This window comes from Flavobacterium sp. GSA192 (assembly GCF_006386525.1).
Taxonomy (GTDB): domain Bacteria; phylum Bacteroidota; class Bacteroidia; order Flavobacteriales; family Flavobacteriaceae; genus Flavobacterium; species Flavobacterium commune.
Genome location: NZ_VAHC01000001.1, coordinates 915,726 through 931,711 on the forward strand (window position 1 = coordinate 915,726; position 15,986 = coordinate 931,711).

A 15,986-nucleotide genomic window follows, 5' to 3' on the forward strand; every position below is an offset into this window, starting at 1 on the left:
GGGTGCAAATATAGGGATAAATGTGTAACTTGCAAGCATAAATTTCAATAAATACTAAAAAAAATGAAGTTAGAAAATTACATCCGTGATATTCAGGGTTTTCCAAAAGAAGGAATTTTGTTTAAAGATATAACTCCACTGTTAAATGATGCTGATGCGACTAAGGAATGTCTTAAAATTTTGGCGGAATCCTTGAAAGGACAAAAAATAAATAAGGTTGTGGGAGCTGAAAGCAGAGGTTTTTTGTTTGGAATGTTATTGGCACAGGAATTAAATGCAGGTTTTGTACCCGTTAGAAAGCCAAATAAATTGCCGTATGAAACCATTTCGGCTTCTTACGATTTGGAATACGGAACGGATACTTTAGAAATCCATAAAGATGCCATTCAAAAAGGAGATAAAGTATTGATTCACGATGATGTGCTGGCTACAGGAGGAACGGCTAAGGCGGTTTGCGAATTGGTTGAAAAACTGGGAGGCGAAATTGTACAGTTGAATTTCCTGATGGAGCTGACTTTCCTAAACGGAAGGGAAAAATTAAACAGTTATGATATTTTTGCTGCGGTAGCTTATTAGTCAACGGCTCTGGTTGTAACATAATAGCGATAGCCAATTATTGCCAGCTGCCATTTTTTGGCTTTAGCCAAATCAAGCCCTTGCTTAGTAAAACTAGGCAAAAGGAGTTTGTTGATTTTGGCTAAGATTTTAAACATCAGTTTTTTTATTTAAAGATACAAAAAAGACGGTTTTGATTGAAACCGTCTTTTTTTGTTTAATTATTTTTCTTTTTCAAGGGGAGAGGTTTCAACAACTAGAACTCCATTACGGGCTTTTTCTCCGTATGTTGCTAAAGCAATTTTTTTGGATTCATCTGTGGATCTTTCAAAAATAACAGCATGTGTAAATTTGATATTCTTATCTTTTATTTTTAGTAAACTTTCATAATCAGTTTTTTTTCCATCAATTATAACCAAAGCATTTTTAAAAAGTTTACGAGATTCTATAGAATCTATCGCTTTGCTAACGTTTTTTAAATTTGTTTTTATATCTTTTTTTAAAATTTGATTAGAATTTCTCGTGTTGGATTTTTTTGTAGTGATTATCACTTTATTTTCAAAAGGATCTGTTTCTACTTTTTCAATATTATTTATATCTAGTTTACTGTATTCTGTAGCAGTCGATTTTTTTTCATCAATATAAAATTCTTTAAGATAAGATTTAATTATTTTCTTGTTGGGATTTTCATTGATTTTTTCAGTTTCTTTATTTGGGTCATTATTTTGATTATCATTTTTATTTACTTTTTTGGTTGTTATTCTGATTGTATTTTCAAAAGTATTAACATCAACTTTGTCAACAGTGCTTTGATCTAATTGGTTAAAATCATCATTGGTCGATTTTACACCATCAATGTAAATATCTTTATCTGTGATTTTAACAGGTTTTATTAAGTGTTTTGGAGTAACTAAAATAGCTTCTTTACCTTTTATTTTGGCAACATCAATTTTTTCAATATCATTAGGGTTTAATTTGTCTAACTCTTCCTGAGTTGATTTTTCTCCATTGATGTAAATGTCTTTGTCTTTTGATAAATTAGATAAATCTTTTTCAATTTTAAAAGATTTTAATTCAGTTGAATCTTTTTTAGTTTCTTTTACTTCATTTTTAATAGGCCTTTCCTGTGCAACAACTTCAATTTGAAATAAAAACACAAAGGCAACAAGTGCAGGAAATACGCTAATGTACTTCCAGGAATTCCATTTTTTAGATTGGTTTTGGTTTAACATAATAATTCGTTTTTTGATTAAGGATTGGTAAAAATGATTGGTAATAGCAACACAATTTTCCTGAGTGGTTATTTTTAGTAAGGTAAATTGATAGGCTTTTTTATCGGTTATTTTTTTAGCGGCTTCGCTGTCGGCAATGAATTCCAGATTTTGAGCAATTACTTTTTTATACAGCCAAATCAGTGGGTTGAACCAAAAAATGACACAAAACAATCTTGAAAATAATACGTCAAGGCTGTGCTTTTGTGAACTGTGGACTTTCTCGTGTTCTAAAATGTTTTCCAATTCGGTAGCGCTGTATAAGGTCGAATTGTACACGATGTAATTAAAATAGGAGAAAGGAGCAATGTTTTCGGTAATATCGACCAGCTTGAAGTTTCCTTGCAGTTGAATTGTTTTTCCTTTTAATAAGTCGAATAAACTTTTAAAATCAAAAAGTAGTTTTAGGAATAAAATGCCTATCCCTGTCAAATAAACATAAGCTGCAATTGCATACCAGTCGATGGTTTCCGGTTCGGGAATAGTTACTGAAGTTGTCACTGGAATTTGCGACCAGTCTATGTTGGTTGGCGTTGGTTCTACCCAGATTGTTTTTGTGATAAAAAATAAAGGCAGAATTGCTGATGTAATTAATCCCAATAGTAAAAACCAACGATTTCCTGAAAAGAAAGTTTCTTTTCTTAAAAGTAAGGTATAAGCCAGATAAAAAACACCAATTAAGCCGCTGGTTTTGATGAGGTAAATAAAGAGATTTTCCATAACTATTCCTTTTTTTCGATCATAGCTAAAATTTCACGTAATTCTTCGGCAGATATTTTCTCTTCTTTTGCAAAAAAGCTAACCATATTTTTATAGGAATTATTAAAATAGGTTTCAATGGCAGTGTTCATGAACTTTTTTCGGTAGTCTTCCATTTTTACAATTGGAAAATATTGATGTGTTTTTCCAAAAGCATTATAAGAAACATATCCTTTTTCTTCCAGATTCCTGATAATGGTGGAAAGGGTGTTATAATGTGGCTTTTCATCTGTAATTTCAGCCATTACTTCTTTTACAAAAGCTTTTTCGAGCTTCCATAAAATTTGCATGATTTCTTCTTCTTTATTGGTTAACTTTTCCATGGTTGTTTAATTTTAAATCAATATTACAACTATATTTTTAGTTTTAAAACTATTTTTTTAGTTATTTAACTAAAATTTTAGTTTTTAAACGGTTTTACTGATAAATATTATCTGCTTAAGACTTTGTGCCTTTCTAAGTTTTAAACTATTTTTGCTTAAAATTTTGAAGATGAGGTATATTCTGTTATTTGTTTTTTTAGTTCAATGTAGTTTTGGCTTTAGCCAGAAAAAATTTGATGCGGCTGCTGCCAAAAAGTACCAACAAGAACTGAATAAAGAATATACTGACCCGAAAACGAGTCCGTTGGAAGTTGAAGATTTAAGGGGATTTAAAGGTTTAGATTTCTATCCTGTCAATAAAAAGTTTTTTGTTAACGCTCATTTTGTGAGAACTTCAAAAGAGAAGCCATTCCAAATGAAAACCACTACAAACAGAACGCCTGTTTATGTGAAATATGGTGAAGTACATTTTGAAATCGACGGGCAAAAATGCAAACTAAATCTTTATCAGGATGTGGTTTCGGCTAGAAATCCAGAATACAAGGACGATTTGTTTTTACCTTTTTTTGATAAAACATCTGGAAAAGAAAGTTACATAGGCGGGAAATACATTGATTTAAAAATCCCAAAAGGCAATACCATCGCCATTGATTTTAATACTTCATACAATCCGTATTGTGCTTATAATTATCATTATTCTTGTCCAAAAGTACCTTTAGAAAACGATTTAAAAGTAGCTATTCGTGCGGGTGTAAAGAAATTTCATGATTAATGCAGTATTTCAATCTACATACACATCAGTTTAAAAATCAGGAAGCTATCCTGGAATTAGTCAATCAATATCCTTGGGAATTTGATGATTCGATTACTAATTATTCGATAGGAATTCATCCCTGGCATATTGTTGAAGCCAGAATTCACAGTGATTTAGCGATTATTGAAAGTAAATTGCCTTTGCAAAATTGTCTCGCGCTGGGCGAATGCGGATTGGACAAACGCATCGAAATTTCGATGGATTTACAAAAAGCCGTTTTTGAAAAACAACTGCTTTTGGCCGAAAAATATAAGAAACCGGTGGTGATTCATTGTGTGGCTGCTTTTCAGGAATTGGTAGAAATCAAGAATCAATTACAAATAACCGTTCCCATTGTAATTCATGGTTTTTCTAAAAATCAACAGTTGGCTACCCAATTATTGAATAACGGATTTTATCTTTCCTTTGGAAAATATTTACTGATGAATCCCGAATTGGAATCGGTTTTTAACAGTATTCCTGAGAATCGGGTTTTTCTGGAAACCGATACTTCGGATTACACTATCGAAGAAGTGTATGCCTTGGCAGCAAAATATAAAAAAATAACTGTAACGGGATTGCAGCAAATTATTTCGAATAATTTCAATACCGTTTTTAATAAATAAATTACCAAATTAACGAATACTTTATTATGGCTGAATGGACAGAAAGAGCGGAATTATTATTTAGAAAAGAAGGATTAGAAAAATTACAAAATGCACACGTTCTTGTGGTAGGATTAGGTGGTGTGGGCTCTTTTGCGGCTGAATTTTTAGCAAGAGCAGGAGTGGGCAAAATGACTATTGTTGATGGTGATGTGGTGGATATTACCAATATTAACAGACAATTGCCAGCATTACATTCAACTGTAGGAGAACCTAAAATTACCATTGTTGGGGATCGATTGATGGATATTAATCCTGAATTGCAATTGACCTGCGTACAGGAATTTTTGTCTCCGGAACGTGCTTTCGAAATTGTAACTCCCGATTTTGATTACGTTTTAGATTGTATTGACAGTATTACTCCAAAATTGAACCTGATTGTAGGTGCTAAGAAAAAAGGAGTGAAAATTATTTCAAACATGGGAGCCGGTGGAAAGATGCAAGCTGGTAAAGTGGTTGTAAAAGATATTAGTAAAACCGATGTTTGTCCGTTAGCCAAAGTGGTTCGAAAACGTCTTAAGAAAATGGGAGTGAGCCGTGGAGTAAAAGCGGTATTTTCTGTCGAAAAACCAGACGAAGGCAGTGTGAAAAGAACGGATGGAACTAACTTTAAAAAATCTTTTTACGGGACGAACAGTTATATGCCGTGTTTATTTGGTTTGCATGCAGCCGAAACCGTAATTCGTTATATTCTTAAAAGTGAGAGGTTGGAAGCGGTAAGCTGGAATTAGGGTGTAGAAAAAAACTAAAAACAATAAACTAAAAACAATAAACTAAAAACAATAAACTAAAAACAACAAACTAAAAAAGATGATACAAACAGTAATTTTTGACATGGATGGTGTAATTGTGGATACTGAACCGGTACACCGTTATGCATATTACAAACAATTTGCCGAATTAAACATTGAAGTAAGTGAAGAATTATACACTTCTTTTACGGGAAATTCTACTCGAAATATTTTCCAAAAGTTAAAAGATATTTTCAAACTTGAAAACGAAGTTGAAGATTTGATTCAAAGAAAAAGAAGTATTTTTAATGATGCTTTTGATACTAAAAAAGATTTGGAATTATTAGCTGGAGTTCGCAATTTAATTGAGGATTTACATCAAAATGGGGTGCAGTTAATCTTAGCTTCTTCTGCTTCAAAAGTTACTATCGAGCGTATTTTTAATCGTTTTGATTTGCATCAATATTTTACATATAAGGTAAGTGGAGAAGATTTTCCAAAATCAAAACCACATCCGGCTATTTTTGAGCACGCTGCGAGCTTGTCCATAGCTCCAAAAGAGAATTGTATTATAATTGAAGACAGTACTAATGGAATTATTGCAGGAAAAGCGGCAGGGATTTTGTGTATAGGTTACAATAGTTTGCATTCTAAAAATCAGGATTTATCATTGGCGGATTATGTTGTTAACCACTTTGATGAGTTGGATTATGCCAGAGTTAAAGAAATGGATTCTAAATTATGTAATTATTAACATCTTGTTTTAGAGGAAGTTGTAAATTTGAAATTAAAGAAAAATACAAAATTATGAAAAGATTATTGGTTGTTTTATTCCTTATTATTTCTCATTATGTTGTTGAAGCTCAGGTGAAAATCCCTGAAACAAGCCCAAAATCGGTTGTAAAACAAGTAGTGGGTTTAACTGATGTAGAGATTGTATATTCACGTCCTTCGGCCAGAGGAAGATCGGTTTTAGGAAATTTAGTTCCTTTGGGTAAATTATGGCGAACTGGAGCTAATGATAATTCAACAATATCTTTTAGTGATGATGTAGTGATTAACGGTAAGACTTTAAAGAAAGGTAAATATGCTTTATATACGATTCCTAATATCCAAAGTTGGGACGTATTATTTTATACCGAAACCAATAATTGGGGTACACCTAAGGAATTTGATGAAGCAAAAGTGGCTTTGAAAACTACTGTTAACGAAGAAGCCTTGATTAAACCGGTTGAAACATTTACATTGGCAATTGGAAATTTAGATGCTAATTCGGCTACTTTGGATATTGCCTGGGAGAATTCATTTGTTTCTTTAAAGTTTGAAGTGCCTACGCAAAAAAAAGCGATTGCCAGTATCGAAAAAACATTAGCCGGTCCTACACCGGAAGAATTTTATACTGCTGCTCAATATTATTATCAGTCTAATGGTGATATTGAAAAAGGAAGAACTTATATTGATAAAGCCGTTGAATTGTCTAAATCGGTTCCTTTTTATTATTTGAGATTAAAATCGTTAATTCAGGCGAAGCAAGGAGATAAAAAAGGTGCTATAGAAACGGCAAAATGGTCTATTTCGGCTTCAGAGGCTGCCGGAAATAAAGAATATGTTGAAATGAACAAAGCCAGTATAGACGAATGGAGTAGGTAATTATTTCAGCTCTTTAATAAAAGAAAAAATGGCTGTCCACTAAGCGGACCAAATGAAAAAGAGGCCACAATCCCGATAGCTATCGATCGGGACTGATTAAACAGATTAAAACAGATTTTTTAAGCTTTTTGTAAATTACAATCTGCAAAAAAAAATCAGTTAAAATCAGTTTCACCTGCCTGTCGGCAGACAGATTTGTATGCATTCTCAATAATTGATATAATAATAGGATAGTCATTAAAGAAAAAATCCCATTCGAGCAAAATTGTACGAATGGGATTTTTTTTGGATTAGACTTTTCTATGCTTAAAAATTGTGGCTTGTAACAAAGAAGAAAGAACAATCGTCATCATGGCTCCAATAAAATTCAGCCACAAATACCCCAGTTTTTCTTCGCCACTTGGATAGATGTAAATAGCAAAATAGTAGATAATAAAAATGGTTAACTGACTAAATAAAGCACTGTAAAAAATAGCTTTTGCCTTTACAAATTTGATGTAAAAACCCACTAAGAAAATCCCTAATACGGTTCCGTAAAATATAGAACCTACAATATTTACTAATTGGATTAAATTTTCAAACAGTGTTCCTACACAGGCAAAAAGTATCGCTATGATTCCCCAAAATAAGGTGAAAAATTTAGTAGCATTCAAATAATGTTTTTCGGTTTTGGGTTCTTTTAAATTTCTTTTGTAAATATCTATAGCCGTTGTAGATGCTAAGGCGGTAAGTCCGGAAGCTGTGGATGACATGGCGGCCGAGATAATTACCGCAAGTAATAATCCAATTAAACCTTTGGGCAAATAATGAAGAATGAAATGGAAGAAAACATAATCTTTATCGTTGGTTTCACTACCTTTGTCGGCTTTTAGAATAATTTCTTTGGCATGATCTCTAAGGTCTTTTTCTTTGGTCGAAATAGCTACTAATTCTTTTCTAAGAATCGGATTGTCATAATCCTGATTCAATTGGTCGATATACAGCAGATTGATAACTTTTTTATCTTCTGAAAGAACTTCTAATTGCTTTTCTAAAGCATGGTATTCGTCTTTGTATTTGGATTTTTCAATTGCAGCTTTATTATTTGGATTGAAATTTAAAGGAACAGGATTGAATTGGAAAAATACAAAAACCATAACCCCGGTCAGCAATATAAAAAACTGCATAGGTACTTTTAAAAAACCATTCATGATTAATCCCATCTGGCTTTCTCGAACCGATTTTCCGGATAAATACCGTCCTACTTGCGATTGATCGGTTCCAAAATAAGCCAAAGCCAGAAAAAAACCACCTGTTATTCCGCTCCAAAGTGTGTATTTTTCTTCAGGATCGGTAGAAAAATCAACAATATCCATTTTGTCATTAGCTCCGGCAATATGAAGGGCATTGCTAAAAGTCATGTCGTTAGGAAGGAAATGAAGTATTAGAAAAAAAGTAATGAACATCCCCGACATAATTACAAACATCTGTTGTTTTTGGGTTACGTTTACCGCCTTAGTTCCTCCTGAAAAGGTGTAAATGATAACCAGAATACCAATAACAATATTCATATAACTAAGATTCCAACCCAGTAATGCCGATAAAATAATGGCTGGTGCATAGATGGTTAATCCTGTTCCGAGTCCTCTTTGGAACAAAAAAAGAATAGCTGCTAAGGAACGGGTTTTTAAGTCAAATCGTTTTTCTAGGTACTCATAAGCAGTAAAAACTTTGAATTTATGATAAATGGGAATAAATGTCAAACAAATGACAATCATGGCTATGGGTAAACCAAAATAAAATTGCACAAAACCCATTCCGTCATGGTAAGCCTGTCCCGGTGTGGATAAAAAAGTAATAGCACTGGCCTGAGTAGCCATTACCGAAAGACCTACGGTGTACCAGGGTGTTTCGTTACTCCCCAGAATAAAGTCTTCTACGTTTTTACTTCCTTTGGTTTTCCAGGCTCCATAAAATACAATGAAGAGCAGGGTGATAATTAATACAATCCAGTCAAATAATTGCATAGTTTAAGAGTATAATTTCATTATTGAATAAAAGAACAAGATGTATATTACATTGGCAACGAGTACCCAGGTATAATTTGTTTTCCAGTTTTTCTCTTTTGGTTGTTCCATTTTATGTGTTTTTATTCTTTGAGGTTAAAAATTTCTGATTCAGGTGTTTTTAACGCAATCATATTAGCCAGTAATCGATACGCTCCGGAAACTCCCATTGGCAATTCTCTAAACAAACTTAAACCGGTATAGATATATTGTCCTTTTCCGTAAGTAGCCACTAATAAAGCTCCTTTTTTAGGCGTTTCTCCTTTGTCATGTGATGATAGAATAGGGGTGAAGGCTGCGTCGAATTCATTTGGATAATACAACCCCTGTTCCTGTGTCCAGCCTTTAAAATCTTTTTGTGTAATTTGATTAGGATAATTCAAAATCGGATGGTTTGGAGCAAGGAATTCCACTGTGGCATTTTCATCGGTAACCCGGTCTTGGGATATTGTTAGTGGATAAGGTGCAATGTTATGAGGGATATTCGAATCGGGAGTATTGTATTGTACAATTAATGTTTTTCCTTTTTTTACAAATTCCAACAATAGATGTTGTCTGATTTTTAATCCTGATAAAGTATTATAAGCGCGAATTCCAGTTATGATAACATCAAAATTGGTTAAGCTTCGGGAATTAATTTCTTCAGGACTTAGTAAGCTAACACTATATCCCATTTGGCTTAAGCATTCAGGAACTTCATCACCGGCACCCATGATGTAGCCAATTCTTTCATTGGTGGTTTTTAAATCGAGTTTTTTAAATTTGGCTTCAGCCGGCAATAAAACCTGCTGTTTGGAAATATGATCGTAATTGATGATAATTTGCTCTTTTTCCAGCTTTTTATTGTTGATGGTTACACTGCTTTTTGCTATTACTTCCGAAGGATTTTCCGGTGGAGTAACATCAAAATACAATGTTTTTTCCATCTCTTTTTTTTCCAGACTGAAAGCAATTGTAGCTGGGGTTACCTGCCAGTTATCAGCTAATTCCAGTTGTACATTTCCTTCGATATTGTCTTTTCCGGCCTTAACCTGAACGGCCATTTTTTTAGTTTTTCCGTCGTTAAAAAAAGAAACCTGATCTAGTATTTTAGTGCTGGCATCAGGTATAATGTCGAGATAATTATACATTTCTCCTTTTACTTTGTCATTGTATTTATAGACAACATCACGCTCAAATGGAATGATAATATCATTTATTTTAATGTTAAATTGAATTTTAACCTCTCTTATAATATCCGGAATTCCAATGTTTTGTTGCTCAGTAACCTCATACATTCCGGTTGTTCCTTTGTTTTTGAGCCAATAAGGTTGGCTGTATTCTAAATTTTCGTCTAATTCTAAATCAATAGTAGTTTTTTCGGCAATATTGGTGCTTAATTTTGTATTTAAAATAATGTTTTTTTGATTAGGAAAAAGACTGATGCCACTTAATTCCATTGGGATAGCACTTCGGTTAATGGCTTCCAGTTTTAATTTGACAGTACTTCCGGGAGTGGCTTGTTGTACGTTGGAAACGGCTTCCAGATACAAACCACTACAGCCGGCAATAATATTTTTTAGTTCTTCTAATTTTATGGATTTCCAATGATTTTCGTCTAAAGAAGCTATCATTTGGTAGGTTTTAATTAAATCAGGAAGTGATGCCGAAGGATTAGAAAAATCGAATTTCGATTCAATTTGGTTAAGTAATTCTCCAATTGCTTTTCCGCCTTTTACGCGATTCCAGCTCGTGTCAATGCCGTCAAAAATATTCGATTTATTGTTTAATTTTTCGCCGTTAATTAGTTCCAAATATTCGGTATCTTGACCACGACTGCCTGTACTTCCAAAACCCTGAGATTTATGGCTGCTTCTGCTTAAAGCTGCAATTTCCTGATTGGATTTTCCTGTTTCGGCATAATAAACACCGGTTTCCATACTAATAAATTTGGATTTATCAGCCTGGTCAAATTTTTCCTGATTTCCGTAAAACCAAATGGAAGGATTAAAGAATAAACGTTTGGGTTGCCAGGTACTAAACCATTTTAGCTGCTCTGGGAAACGTTTTGGGTTATTGGCTAGTTTAAAACTTTCAACACTTAAAATTGCCGAAGCGGTATGATGGCCGTGGGTCGTTCCTGAGGTGCGATGGTCAAAACGATTGATGATAACATCGGGTTGGAATTTTCGAATTGTCCAAACCACATCGGCCAAAACTTTTTCACGATCCCAAATTTCGAAAGTCTCATTCGAGTTTTTAGAAAAACCAAAATCATTGGCACGGGAAAAAAATTGTTCTCCACCATCAATTTTTCGGGCTTCAATCAATTCCTGAGTGCGAATTACACCTAATAATTCTCTTAATTCAGGTCCTATTAAATTTTGTCCTCCATCGCCGCGGGTTAATGATAAATAAGCAGTTCTTGCTTTTTTATCATTCGATAGATAAGAAATTAATCGGGTGTTTTCGTCATCGGGATGTGCTGCAATGTAGAGAACGCTCCCTAGAAAATTCAGTTTTTGGATTTGGTTGTAAATTTCAACTGCATTCCATTTTTGTGGTTTTTGAGCTGATGTAAATTGAAAGAATAATAAGGATAGCAGAATAATTAAAAATCTATTTTCTAGTGTTTTTTGCATAATTTTTCTCAATAAGCTCAAATGTAGTAATTATTTTTTTGGAATAAAATCATTATCGGGGGCTTTGTCCAATGCTTAACAAACAGAAAGGCGAATTCCAATTTGAAATTCGCCTTTAATTTTTTGTATGATTTGATTAACGGTTTCTGTGTCCGTAGTGATTTCCTCTATCGCGTCTGTCGTCTCTGTCATCTCTATCGTATCGATCGTATCGATTTTTTGATTTATAGTTATCGGCATAGCGGTTGTCATTATAACGGCGACCTTCTACATATCTAGGGTGATAATTTCTATTATCATGATATCTAACATTGTGATTGTTGAAATAAGCATAAGGACGATTTCCGTGGTAACCTCTTAAGGCAATTCGATGGGCACGATTCAAATCACAGCCTCTGTATTGTACCGGAACGTATCTGGTGCGAACCCAATTTCCATTGTTTAAATAAACATACAAAGAGGCATTTACATCGTAGTAAGCTTCAATTTCAGGGATGTAATAAAAATCTACATTTACATGGTTTTGAGGTACCCAGGCTGGTCTAACAACTACTGCCGGTGCTCCTATGTTTACATTAATTGAAACTTGTGCTTGTGAAGTACTTGCTGCAAATAAAATGATTCCTGTTGCGATTAATTTTAAAGTTCTCATGATTTCTATATTTTAAAGTTACTTGGGGTTTGTGATTTATTTTCTACTTATGTTAGTTGTATTTCAATTACTGTGCCAAAAATATTTTGTTAACTTAGTTTTAACTTTTTAAATCTTAGATTGAAAAAAAGTATTCCAAAACATTCGTTGCTATAAAACTTTTTTCTACGATTAATATTTCCTAAAAAACTAATATATTTTGTTTTTTAGTATGCAATTAAAGTCTTTTCGGATTTTTTCCTTTCACTTTATTATATCAGTATCGAAATGTTTTGTCAATTTTTTTCTTTCTTTTTATAGAATAGTTTTTTTTAGTATTTAATTCAATTTGCGTGCCAATATTGTTTTTGTTAACATAATTTTAACTTTTTAAAATAGCTTAAAAAAAAGAAACGCAGTTAGCGTTTCTTTAGTATTTGAGGAGTTAAAATTTAACGTTTATTATTTCCGTGACCTCCACCCTGATTCTGTTTGTTGTTCCCGGAATTATTTTTGTTAGGGTGGTTTCCTTTGCTATAATTAAAATCACGTTTGTTGTCGTGTTTGTAATCGTAGTGCTTCCCTATATTTTTTTGTGGTTTACCTTTATATCCTTTATAATATTTTGCTTTGTGAGCTTTATAATGAATATAAGGTTTTTTTCCGTGATAATCCGTTAAGACTACTTTGTAACCTCGATACAAGTCATAATTTCGGTAGTGTACAGGAAGCTGTCTTGAACGAATCCATCTTCCGTTTCCAAAATAAATAAATTGCGAAAGACGAATGTCATAATAAGCCTGAATGTCCGGAATATAATAGAAATTTACATTCGAATATCCTGCAGGTCCCCAAGCTGGCGGAGCTCCAATGTTTACATTGACTGAAACCTGAGCCTGTGTGGCACTCGTTACTAATAATATAATTCCTGCTGCGATTAATTTTAAAGTTTTCATAATTCTATTTTTTAGGGTTATTCAATTCTTTAGATTCCAAAAGCCAATTATTGTGCCAAAAAAGCTATTGAATGTTTAAATTTGAGTTTAACAAAACAGCTCATCCTTTTGGAATGAGCTGTTTTAAGCTTGTATTTTGTTGATTATTAAAGCAATAGGATTAATAGCAGAATGATAATAATTATAGCACCAACAGATAAATAAACACCATGACCGGATGCTTTTAAATTGTTTTTAATGGTTTTAACTTCTGTTCTTAATTCTTTTTTTTCAGAAGAAGATAAGTTTGACTTATCCATTTCTTTGATTTCATTTAATCGATTGAGCATCGTTCTAACTTCTGCGGGAATTTCTTTTGGCGTATCAGAAGCGTTTTTTTCTGTTGCATAGGTGCCGGTAGGTAGTACGCATATTGACAGTATCATTACCATCAAATAAAAGTTTAGTTTTTTCATATTTAAAAAAATTAGATTAAAATTGATATTTCTTTCTATAAAGATACTGATTAATTAATTGGTAATCAATTAATAAGGTTTTCTTTTCTTTTATTTGAAAGATATTGTTTTTGGTTTTGCCAATTCAAAATTTTGAAATCCAAAATCAGTAGTTTCAAACGCATTTGTTTTGAAAATATTATCTCCCTGAAACGGAATATTAGGATAATAAGCTATAGATAATTGAAAGGCACTAAATACTAAATAATCATTGTTAATAATGGCTCCTATCCCAATTTTTGAATAGGTTTTGTTAGTGTGAATTGGATTGTTCTTATTGCCCAATACTGCGATGGAATAATTAAAATAGGGATTGAAACGAAATCCCCAAATTGACTTTGGGGAGTAAGATTGAGTTTGTAAAGTAAATATTAGTTTTTGAGTACCGTAAACAGGACTGTTAAATCCTTGAATACCATTATTTTCGTTTATAGTTAGTAAATCGCCTAAGCTTTTTTCTCTATTGATACCAATGATTATTTGAGGTTTGATAAATTGTCTGAATTTCCAATTTCCAATTTCGATGATATTAGTGAAATAATTAGCTTGAAAACTGATGGCACTCTGTTCCTTTTTAGCTTGTTTAAAAAAACTGCCTACCTCAAAATTGGTACTTAAAAATCCCCATGAATGGTAATTGCCAAAAGATATCTGAGCTCCTAAATAAGGACTCCATTTTGAATTTTTTACCGATAACCACCCGTTATTCCGTATATTCGTCCTACAGGTACGTCTTCCGTTTGTCCGTTTTTAAAAATGTAACGGTCTTCAATAAATTGTCTGGTGTTGATTCCTATTCCCGTTAAAAGTAATTTTTCAGAGTCATAAAAATCTGTTGGATCTAATGTTTCTGAAGGTTCAATTAGATAATTTAAGTTTGAAAAACAGGCGGCAATAATCAAATTGGTTGTACGTTCTGTAATGGTGTCTGCTTTGATAATACGAAAAGCTCTTCCAGCCCAAAAAATATGATTGTTGTATTTGAAATTTTGGGAGATATAGTTTTCCTCTACATCCTGAATACTGTCTTTTAGGTAATTTTGATTAAGTGCAATTCCGGCTGCCCATTTAGATAATGGAGAATAAAAAGGACGTTCGATAGTAATGCCTTTAGAATAATAACGATCAAAATCGACATTATATTTTACTTCGGTTCTAATGAATGAATTTTTGATATTAGGTCAGATAACTAATATTATTGGCCTCTTTTCCATCACTTTTTCGATTGGAGTAGTAATAATCTAATTGATGTCCCAATCCGAAAAAATTACGTTCTTTGAGTCCCAATCCTGTTTTTGAATTTGAAATATTGAATTTAGGTATTGAACTCCAGGAGTCCAGAACGCGAACAAAAACATCTACAGAATCTGATTTTGGAGCTGCTAATTTCTCGGTAATAGTTACCCTGTTTATAAAGTTTTGAGCTCTTAAAATACGTTCGGATTCTTTTATTTCAAGTAAGCTGTAACGCTTGTTTTTTGAAAAAAGCAATAAGTTTTTTATCGCTATTTTTTTTGATTTCAGATGCGCCCGGTTTCCTGTTCTCTCGGACCAGTTTTTCGGTATTTTGTCAATATCACTATCTGAATATCCAAATGGATCAAGTGTAGTAATAATAATATTTCGAATGATTTTGCCCTCTACTTTTAAATGCTTTGGAACAATAATCTTTTTTTTGATCTTTTGAGACTTTGCAGGCTTGAATACTAAGCGATGAAAAAATTTAGCCGTTTTGTTTTTCGGTGGAGTTACAATGCCACTAAGTACAGTACTACTGTCTTTTGGTATTAGTTTGTCTTGCGAAAATAAAAATTGGTGACAAAGGAAAATTATAACATAAACAGTTATTTTATGATTAAATAGCATGATAGGATTGTTTAAAAGGTTTTATAAATTACCTTTCCTATAAAGTTACTTATAAATACCTTATAAACTGTTTTTTAAGCAATTAATCTGTAAATTCTTTCTCCTCATGTAGATTAGGAAGTATAGAAACTCCTTTTTGAAAAAACAAATTGTTGGGGTAAATAACTATTTCTCCATCTTTGTTTTTTATGGTTACATGAAAAGCCCCAATATCTTCAATTTCGCCTATAATAGGAAAATCTTTGTCTAAAATTTGAATTACATCGCCAATTTTAAAGGGAAAAGAAAAGAATAAGATGACACCTGCGGTAATATTGCTCAAAATAGACCATTGGGCAATCATAACAACACCGGCCACCCCTATAACTGTTGCGACCGAAGCAATTCCTGAAATAATTTCTTTTGAACTTACTCCCCAAATAATAATAAATGCAATAGCTGCCAGAATATTTATCAGTAAGTGAATGTATTTAATAACTAAATTAGTTCTGTTTTCAATGATATGAGTGCTTTTAGCAAATTTGCGGACTAATTTTGTGGATGTAATTCGTAAAATTATCAGAATTAATACTACTATACCGCTGGCAATTGACTCGGTTGTAAAATTATTTAGAAAATTCATTTGT

Annotated in this window: 18 protein-coding genes; 6 read left to right on the top strand and 12 right to left on the bottom strand. The window is 32.7% G+C overall.

Annotated elements, in window-relative coordinates:
• The first annotated feature begins 63 nt into the window (after positions 1 to 63).
• Complete coding sequence (locus FDM27_RS03830; protein ID WP_140485236.1) at positions 64 to 576, top strand: adenine phosphoribosyltransferase; 513 nt, start codon at positions 64 to 66, stop codon at positions 574 to 576.
• Here FDM27_RS03830 and FDM27_RS03835 read toward each other — a convergent pair.
• From FDM27_RS03835 to FDM27_RS03845, 3 genes are all read right to left on the bottom strand, one after another.
• On the bottom strand, positions 573 to 713 hold the full coding sequence (locus FDM27_RS03835) for an SsrA-binding protein (RefSeq protein WP_140485237.1): 141 nt from the start codon (positions 711 to 713) through the stop codon (positions 573 to 575). The genes FDM27_RS03830 and FDM27_RS03835 overlap by 4 nt on opposite strands.
• Before the next feature lie 63 nt (positions 714 to 776).
• Complete coding sequence (locus FDM27_RS03840) at positions 777 to 2,546, bottom strand: M56 family metallopeptidase (RefSeq protein WP_140485238.1); 1,770 nt, start codon at positions 2,544 to 2,546, stop codon at positions 777 to 779.
• A 2-nt stretch (positions 2,547 to 2,548) separates the two neighbouring features.
• Positions 2,549 to 2,908 (bottom strand): BlaI/MecI/CopY family transcriptional regulator, encoded by a 360-nt coding sequence (locus FDM27_RS03845; RefSeq protein ID WP_140485239.1) that lies wholly within the window; start codon positions 2,906 to 2,908, stop codon positions 2,549 to 2,551.
• Between the two features lie 169 nt (positions 2,909 to 3,077).
• Here FDM27_RS03845 and FDM27_RS03850 point away from each other — a divergent pair, with 169 nt between their 5' ends.
• The 5 genes from FDM27_RS03850 to FDM27_RS03870 all read left to right on the top strand — a co-directional run bounded on the left by FDM27_RS03850 (position 3,078) and on the right by FDM27_RS03870 (position 6,747).
• Positions 3,078 to 3,680: a DUF1684 domain-containing protein gene (locus FDM27_RS03850; protein ID WP_140485240.1), complete on the top strand. Its 603-nt coding sequence runs from the start codon at positions 3,078 to 3,080 to the stop codon at positions 3,678 to 3,680.
• Positions 3,680 to 4,327 carry a TatD family hydrolase gene (locus FDM27_RS03855; RefSeq protein WP_140485241.1) on the top strand — a complete coding sequence of 216 codons (648 nt, stop codon included), beginning with the start codon at positions 3,680 to 3,682 and terminating at the stop codon, positions 4,325 to 4,327. Before FDM27_RS03850 ends, FDM27_RS03855 begins: the two co-directional genes overlap by 1 nt.
• Positions 4,328 to 4,353: 26 nt before the next feature.
• Positions 4,354 to 5,097, top strand: a complete 744-nt coding sequence (locus FDM27_RS03860) for a ThiF family adenylyltransferase (RefSeq protein WP_140485242.1) — start codon at positions 4,354 to 4,356, stop codon at positions 5,095 to 5,097.
• Between the two features lie 79 nt (positions 5,098 to 5,176).
• Positions 5,177 to 5,851 (top strand): HAD family hydrolase, encoded by a 675-nt coding sequence (locus FDM27_RS03865; protein ID WP_140485243.1) that lies wholly within the window; start codon positions 5,177 to 5,179, stop codon positions 5,849 to 5,851.
• Between the two features lie 53 nt (positions 5,852 to 5,904).
• Positions 5,905 to 6,747: a DUF2911 domain-containing protein gene (locus tag FDM27_RS03870; RefSeq protein WP_140485244.1), complete on the top strand. Its 843-nt coding sequence runs from the start codon at positions 5,905 to 5,907 to the stop codon at positions 6,745 to 6,747.
• A gap of 290 nt (positions 6,748 to 7,037) precedes the next feature.
• Here the strand turns inward: FDM27_RS03870 and FDM27_RS03875 are convergent, their stop codons facing one another.
• From FDM27_RS03875 to FDM27_RS03905, 9 genes are all read right to left on the bottom strand, one after another.
• Complete coding sequence (locus tag FDM27_RS03875) at positions 7,038 to 8,753, bottom strand: sodium:solute symporter (RefSeq protein ID WP_071185424.1); 1,716 nt, start codon at positions 8,751 to 8,753, stop codon at positions 7,038 to 7,040.
• Positions 8,754 to 8,875: 122 nt separating this feature from the next.
• A complete protein-coding gene (locus tag FDM27_RS03880) occupies positions 8,876 to 11,413 on the bottom strand; it encodes a PIG-L family deacetylase (RefSeq protein WP_140485245.1) in 2,538 nt (845 codons plus the stop codon).
• 136 nt (positions 11,414 to 11,549) lie between these two features.
• The gene (locus tag FDM27_RS03885) at positions 11,550 to 12,065 is read right to left on the bottom strand and encodes a hypothetical protein (RefSeq protein WP_071185426.1); all 516 of its coding nucleotides are present in this window, start codon (positions 12,063 to 12,065) and stop codon (positions 11,550 to 11,552) included.
• A 431-nt stretch (positions 12,066 to 12,496) separates the two neighbouring features.
• On the bottom strand, positions 12,497 to 13,000 hold the full coding sequence (locus FDM27_RS03890) for a hypothetical protein (RefSeq protein ID WP_071185427.1): 504 nt from the start codon (positions 12,998 to 13,000) through the stop codon (positions 12,497 to 12,499).
• A gap of 146 nt (positions 13,001 to 13,146) precedes the next feature.
• Positions 13,147 to 13,431 carry a hypothetical protein gene (locus FDM27_RS03895; protein WP_255510460.1) on the bottom strand — a complete coding sequence of 95 codons (285 nt, stop codon included), beginning with the start codon at positions 13,429 to 13,431 and terminating at the stop codon, positions 13,147 to 13,149.
• A 114-nt stretch (positions 13,432 to 13,545) separates the two neighbouring features.
• Positions 13,546 to 13,779 (bottom strand): hypothetical protein, encoded by a 234-nt coding sequence (locus FDM27_RS16170; RefSeq protein ID WP_255510461.1) that lies wholly within the window; start codon positions 13,777 to 13,779, stop codon positions 13,546 to 13,548.
• Positions 13,780 to 14,180: 401 nt separating this feature from the next.
• Entirely contained in the window at positions 14,181 to 14,396 is a 216-nt protein-coding gene (locus FDM27_RS16175; protein ID WP_255510462.1) for a hypothetical protein, read from the bottom strand.
• A gap of 274 nt (positions 14,397 to 14,670) precedes the next feature.
• Positions 14,671 to 15,360: a hypothetical protein gene (locus FDM27_RS16180; RefSeq protein WP_255510463.1), complete on the bottom strand. Its 690-nt coding sequence runs from the start codon at positions 15,358 to 15,360 to the stop codon at positions 14,671 to 14,673.
• An 82-nt stretch (positions 15,361 to 15,442) separates the two neighbouring features.
• Positions 15,443 to 15,982: a mechanosensitive ion channel domain-containing protein gene (locus FDM27_RS03905; RefSeq protein ID WP_071185430.1), complete on the bottom strand. Its 540-nt coding sequence runs from the start codon at positions 15,980 to 15,982 to the stop codon at positions 15,443 to 15,445.
• Between the last annotated feature and the right edge of the window lie 4 nt (positions 15,983 to 15,986).

Coding starts and splice junctions, on each gene's coding strand:
- FDM27_RS03850 (WP_140485240.1), top strand. CDS start 3,078: ATGAGGTATATTCTGTTATTTGTTTTTTTAGTTCAATGTAGTTTTGGC.
- FDM27_RS03880 (WP_140485245.1), bottom strand. CDS start 11,413: ATGCAAAAAACACTAGAAAATAGATTTTTAATTATTCTGCTATCCTTA.
- FDM27_RS03860 (WP_140485242.1), top strand. CDS start 4,354: ATGGCTGAATGGACAGAAAGAGCGGAATTATTATTTAGAAAAGAAGGA.
- FDM27_RS03905 (WP_071185430.1), bottom strand. CDS start 15,982: ATGAATTTTCTAAATAATTTTACAACCGAGTCAATTGCCAGCGGTATA.
- FDM27_RS03830 (WP_140485236.1), top strand. CDS start 64: ATGAAGTTAGAAAATTACATCCGTGATATTCAGGGTTTTCCAAAAGAA.
- FDM27_RS03870 (WP_140485244.1), top strand. CDS start 5,905: ATGAAAAGATTATTGGTTGTTTTATTCCTTATTATTTCTCATTATGTT.
- FDM27_RS03885 (WP_071185426.1), bottom strand. CDS start 12,065: ATGAGAACTTTAAAATTAATCGCAACAGGAATCATTTTATTTGCAGCA.
- FDM27_RS03865 (WP_140485243.1), top strand. CDS start 5,177: ATGATACAAACAGTAATTTTTGACATGGATGGTGTAATTGTGGATACT.
- FDM27_RS03875 (WP_071185424.1), bottom strand. CDS start 8,753: ATGCAATTATTTGACTGGATTGTATTAATTATCACCCTGCTCTTCATT.
- FDM27_RS03845 (WP_140485239.1), bottom strand. CDS start 2,908: ATGGAAAAGTTAACCAATAAAGAAGAAGAAATCATGCAAATTTTATGG.
- FDM27_RS03855 (WP_140485241.1), top strand. CDS start 3,680: ATGCAGTATTTCAATCTACATACACATCAGTTTAAAAATCAGGAAGCT.
- FDM27_RS03895 (WP_255510460.1), bottom strand. CDS start 13,431: ATGGTAATGATACTGTCAATATGCGTACTACCTACCGGCACCTATGCA.
- FDM27_RS03840 (WP_140485238.1), bottom strand. CDS start 2,546: ATGGAAAATCTCTTTATTTACCTCATCAAAACCAGCGGCTTAATTGGT.
- FDM27_RS03890 (WP_071185427.1), bottom strand. CDS start 13,000: ATGAAAACTTTAAAATTAATCGCAGCAGGAATTATATTATTAGTAACG.
- FDM27_RS16180 (WP_255510463.1), bottom strand. CDS start 15,360: ATGCTATTTAATCATAAAATAACTGTTTATGTTATAATTTTCCTTTGT.
- FDM27_RS03835 (WP_140485237.1), bottom strand. CDS start 713: ATGTTTAAAATCTTAGCCAAAATCAACAAACTCCTTTTGCCTAGTTTT.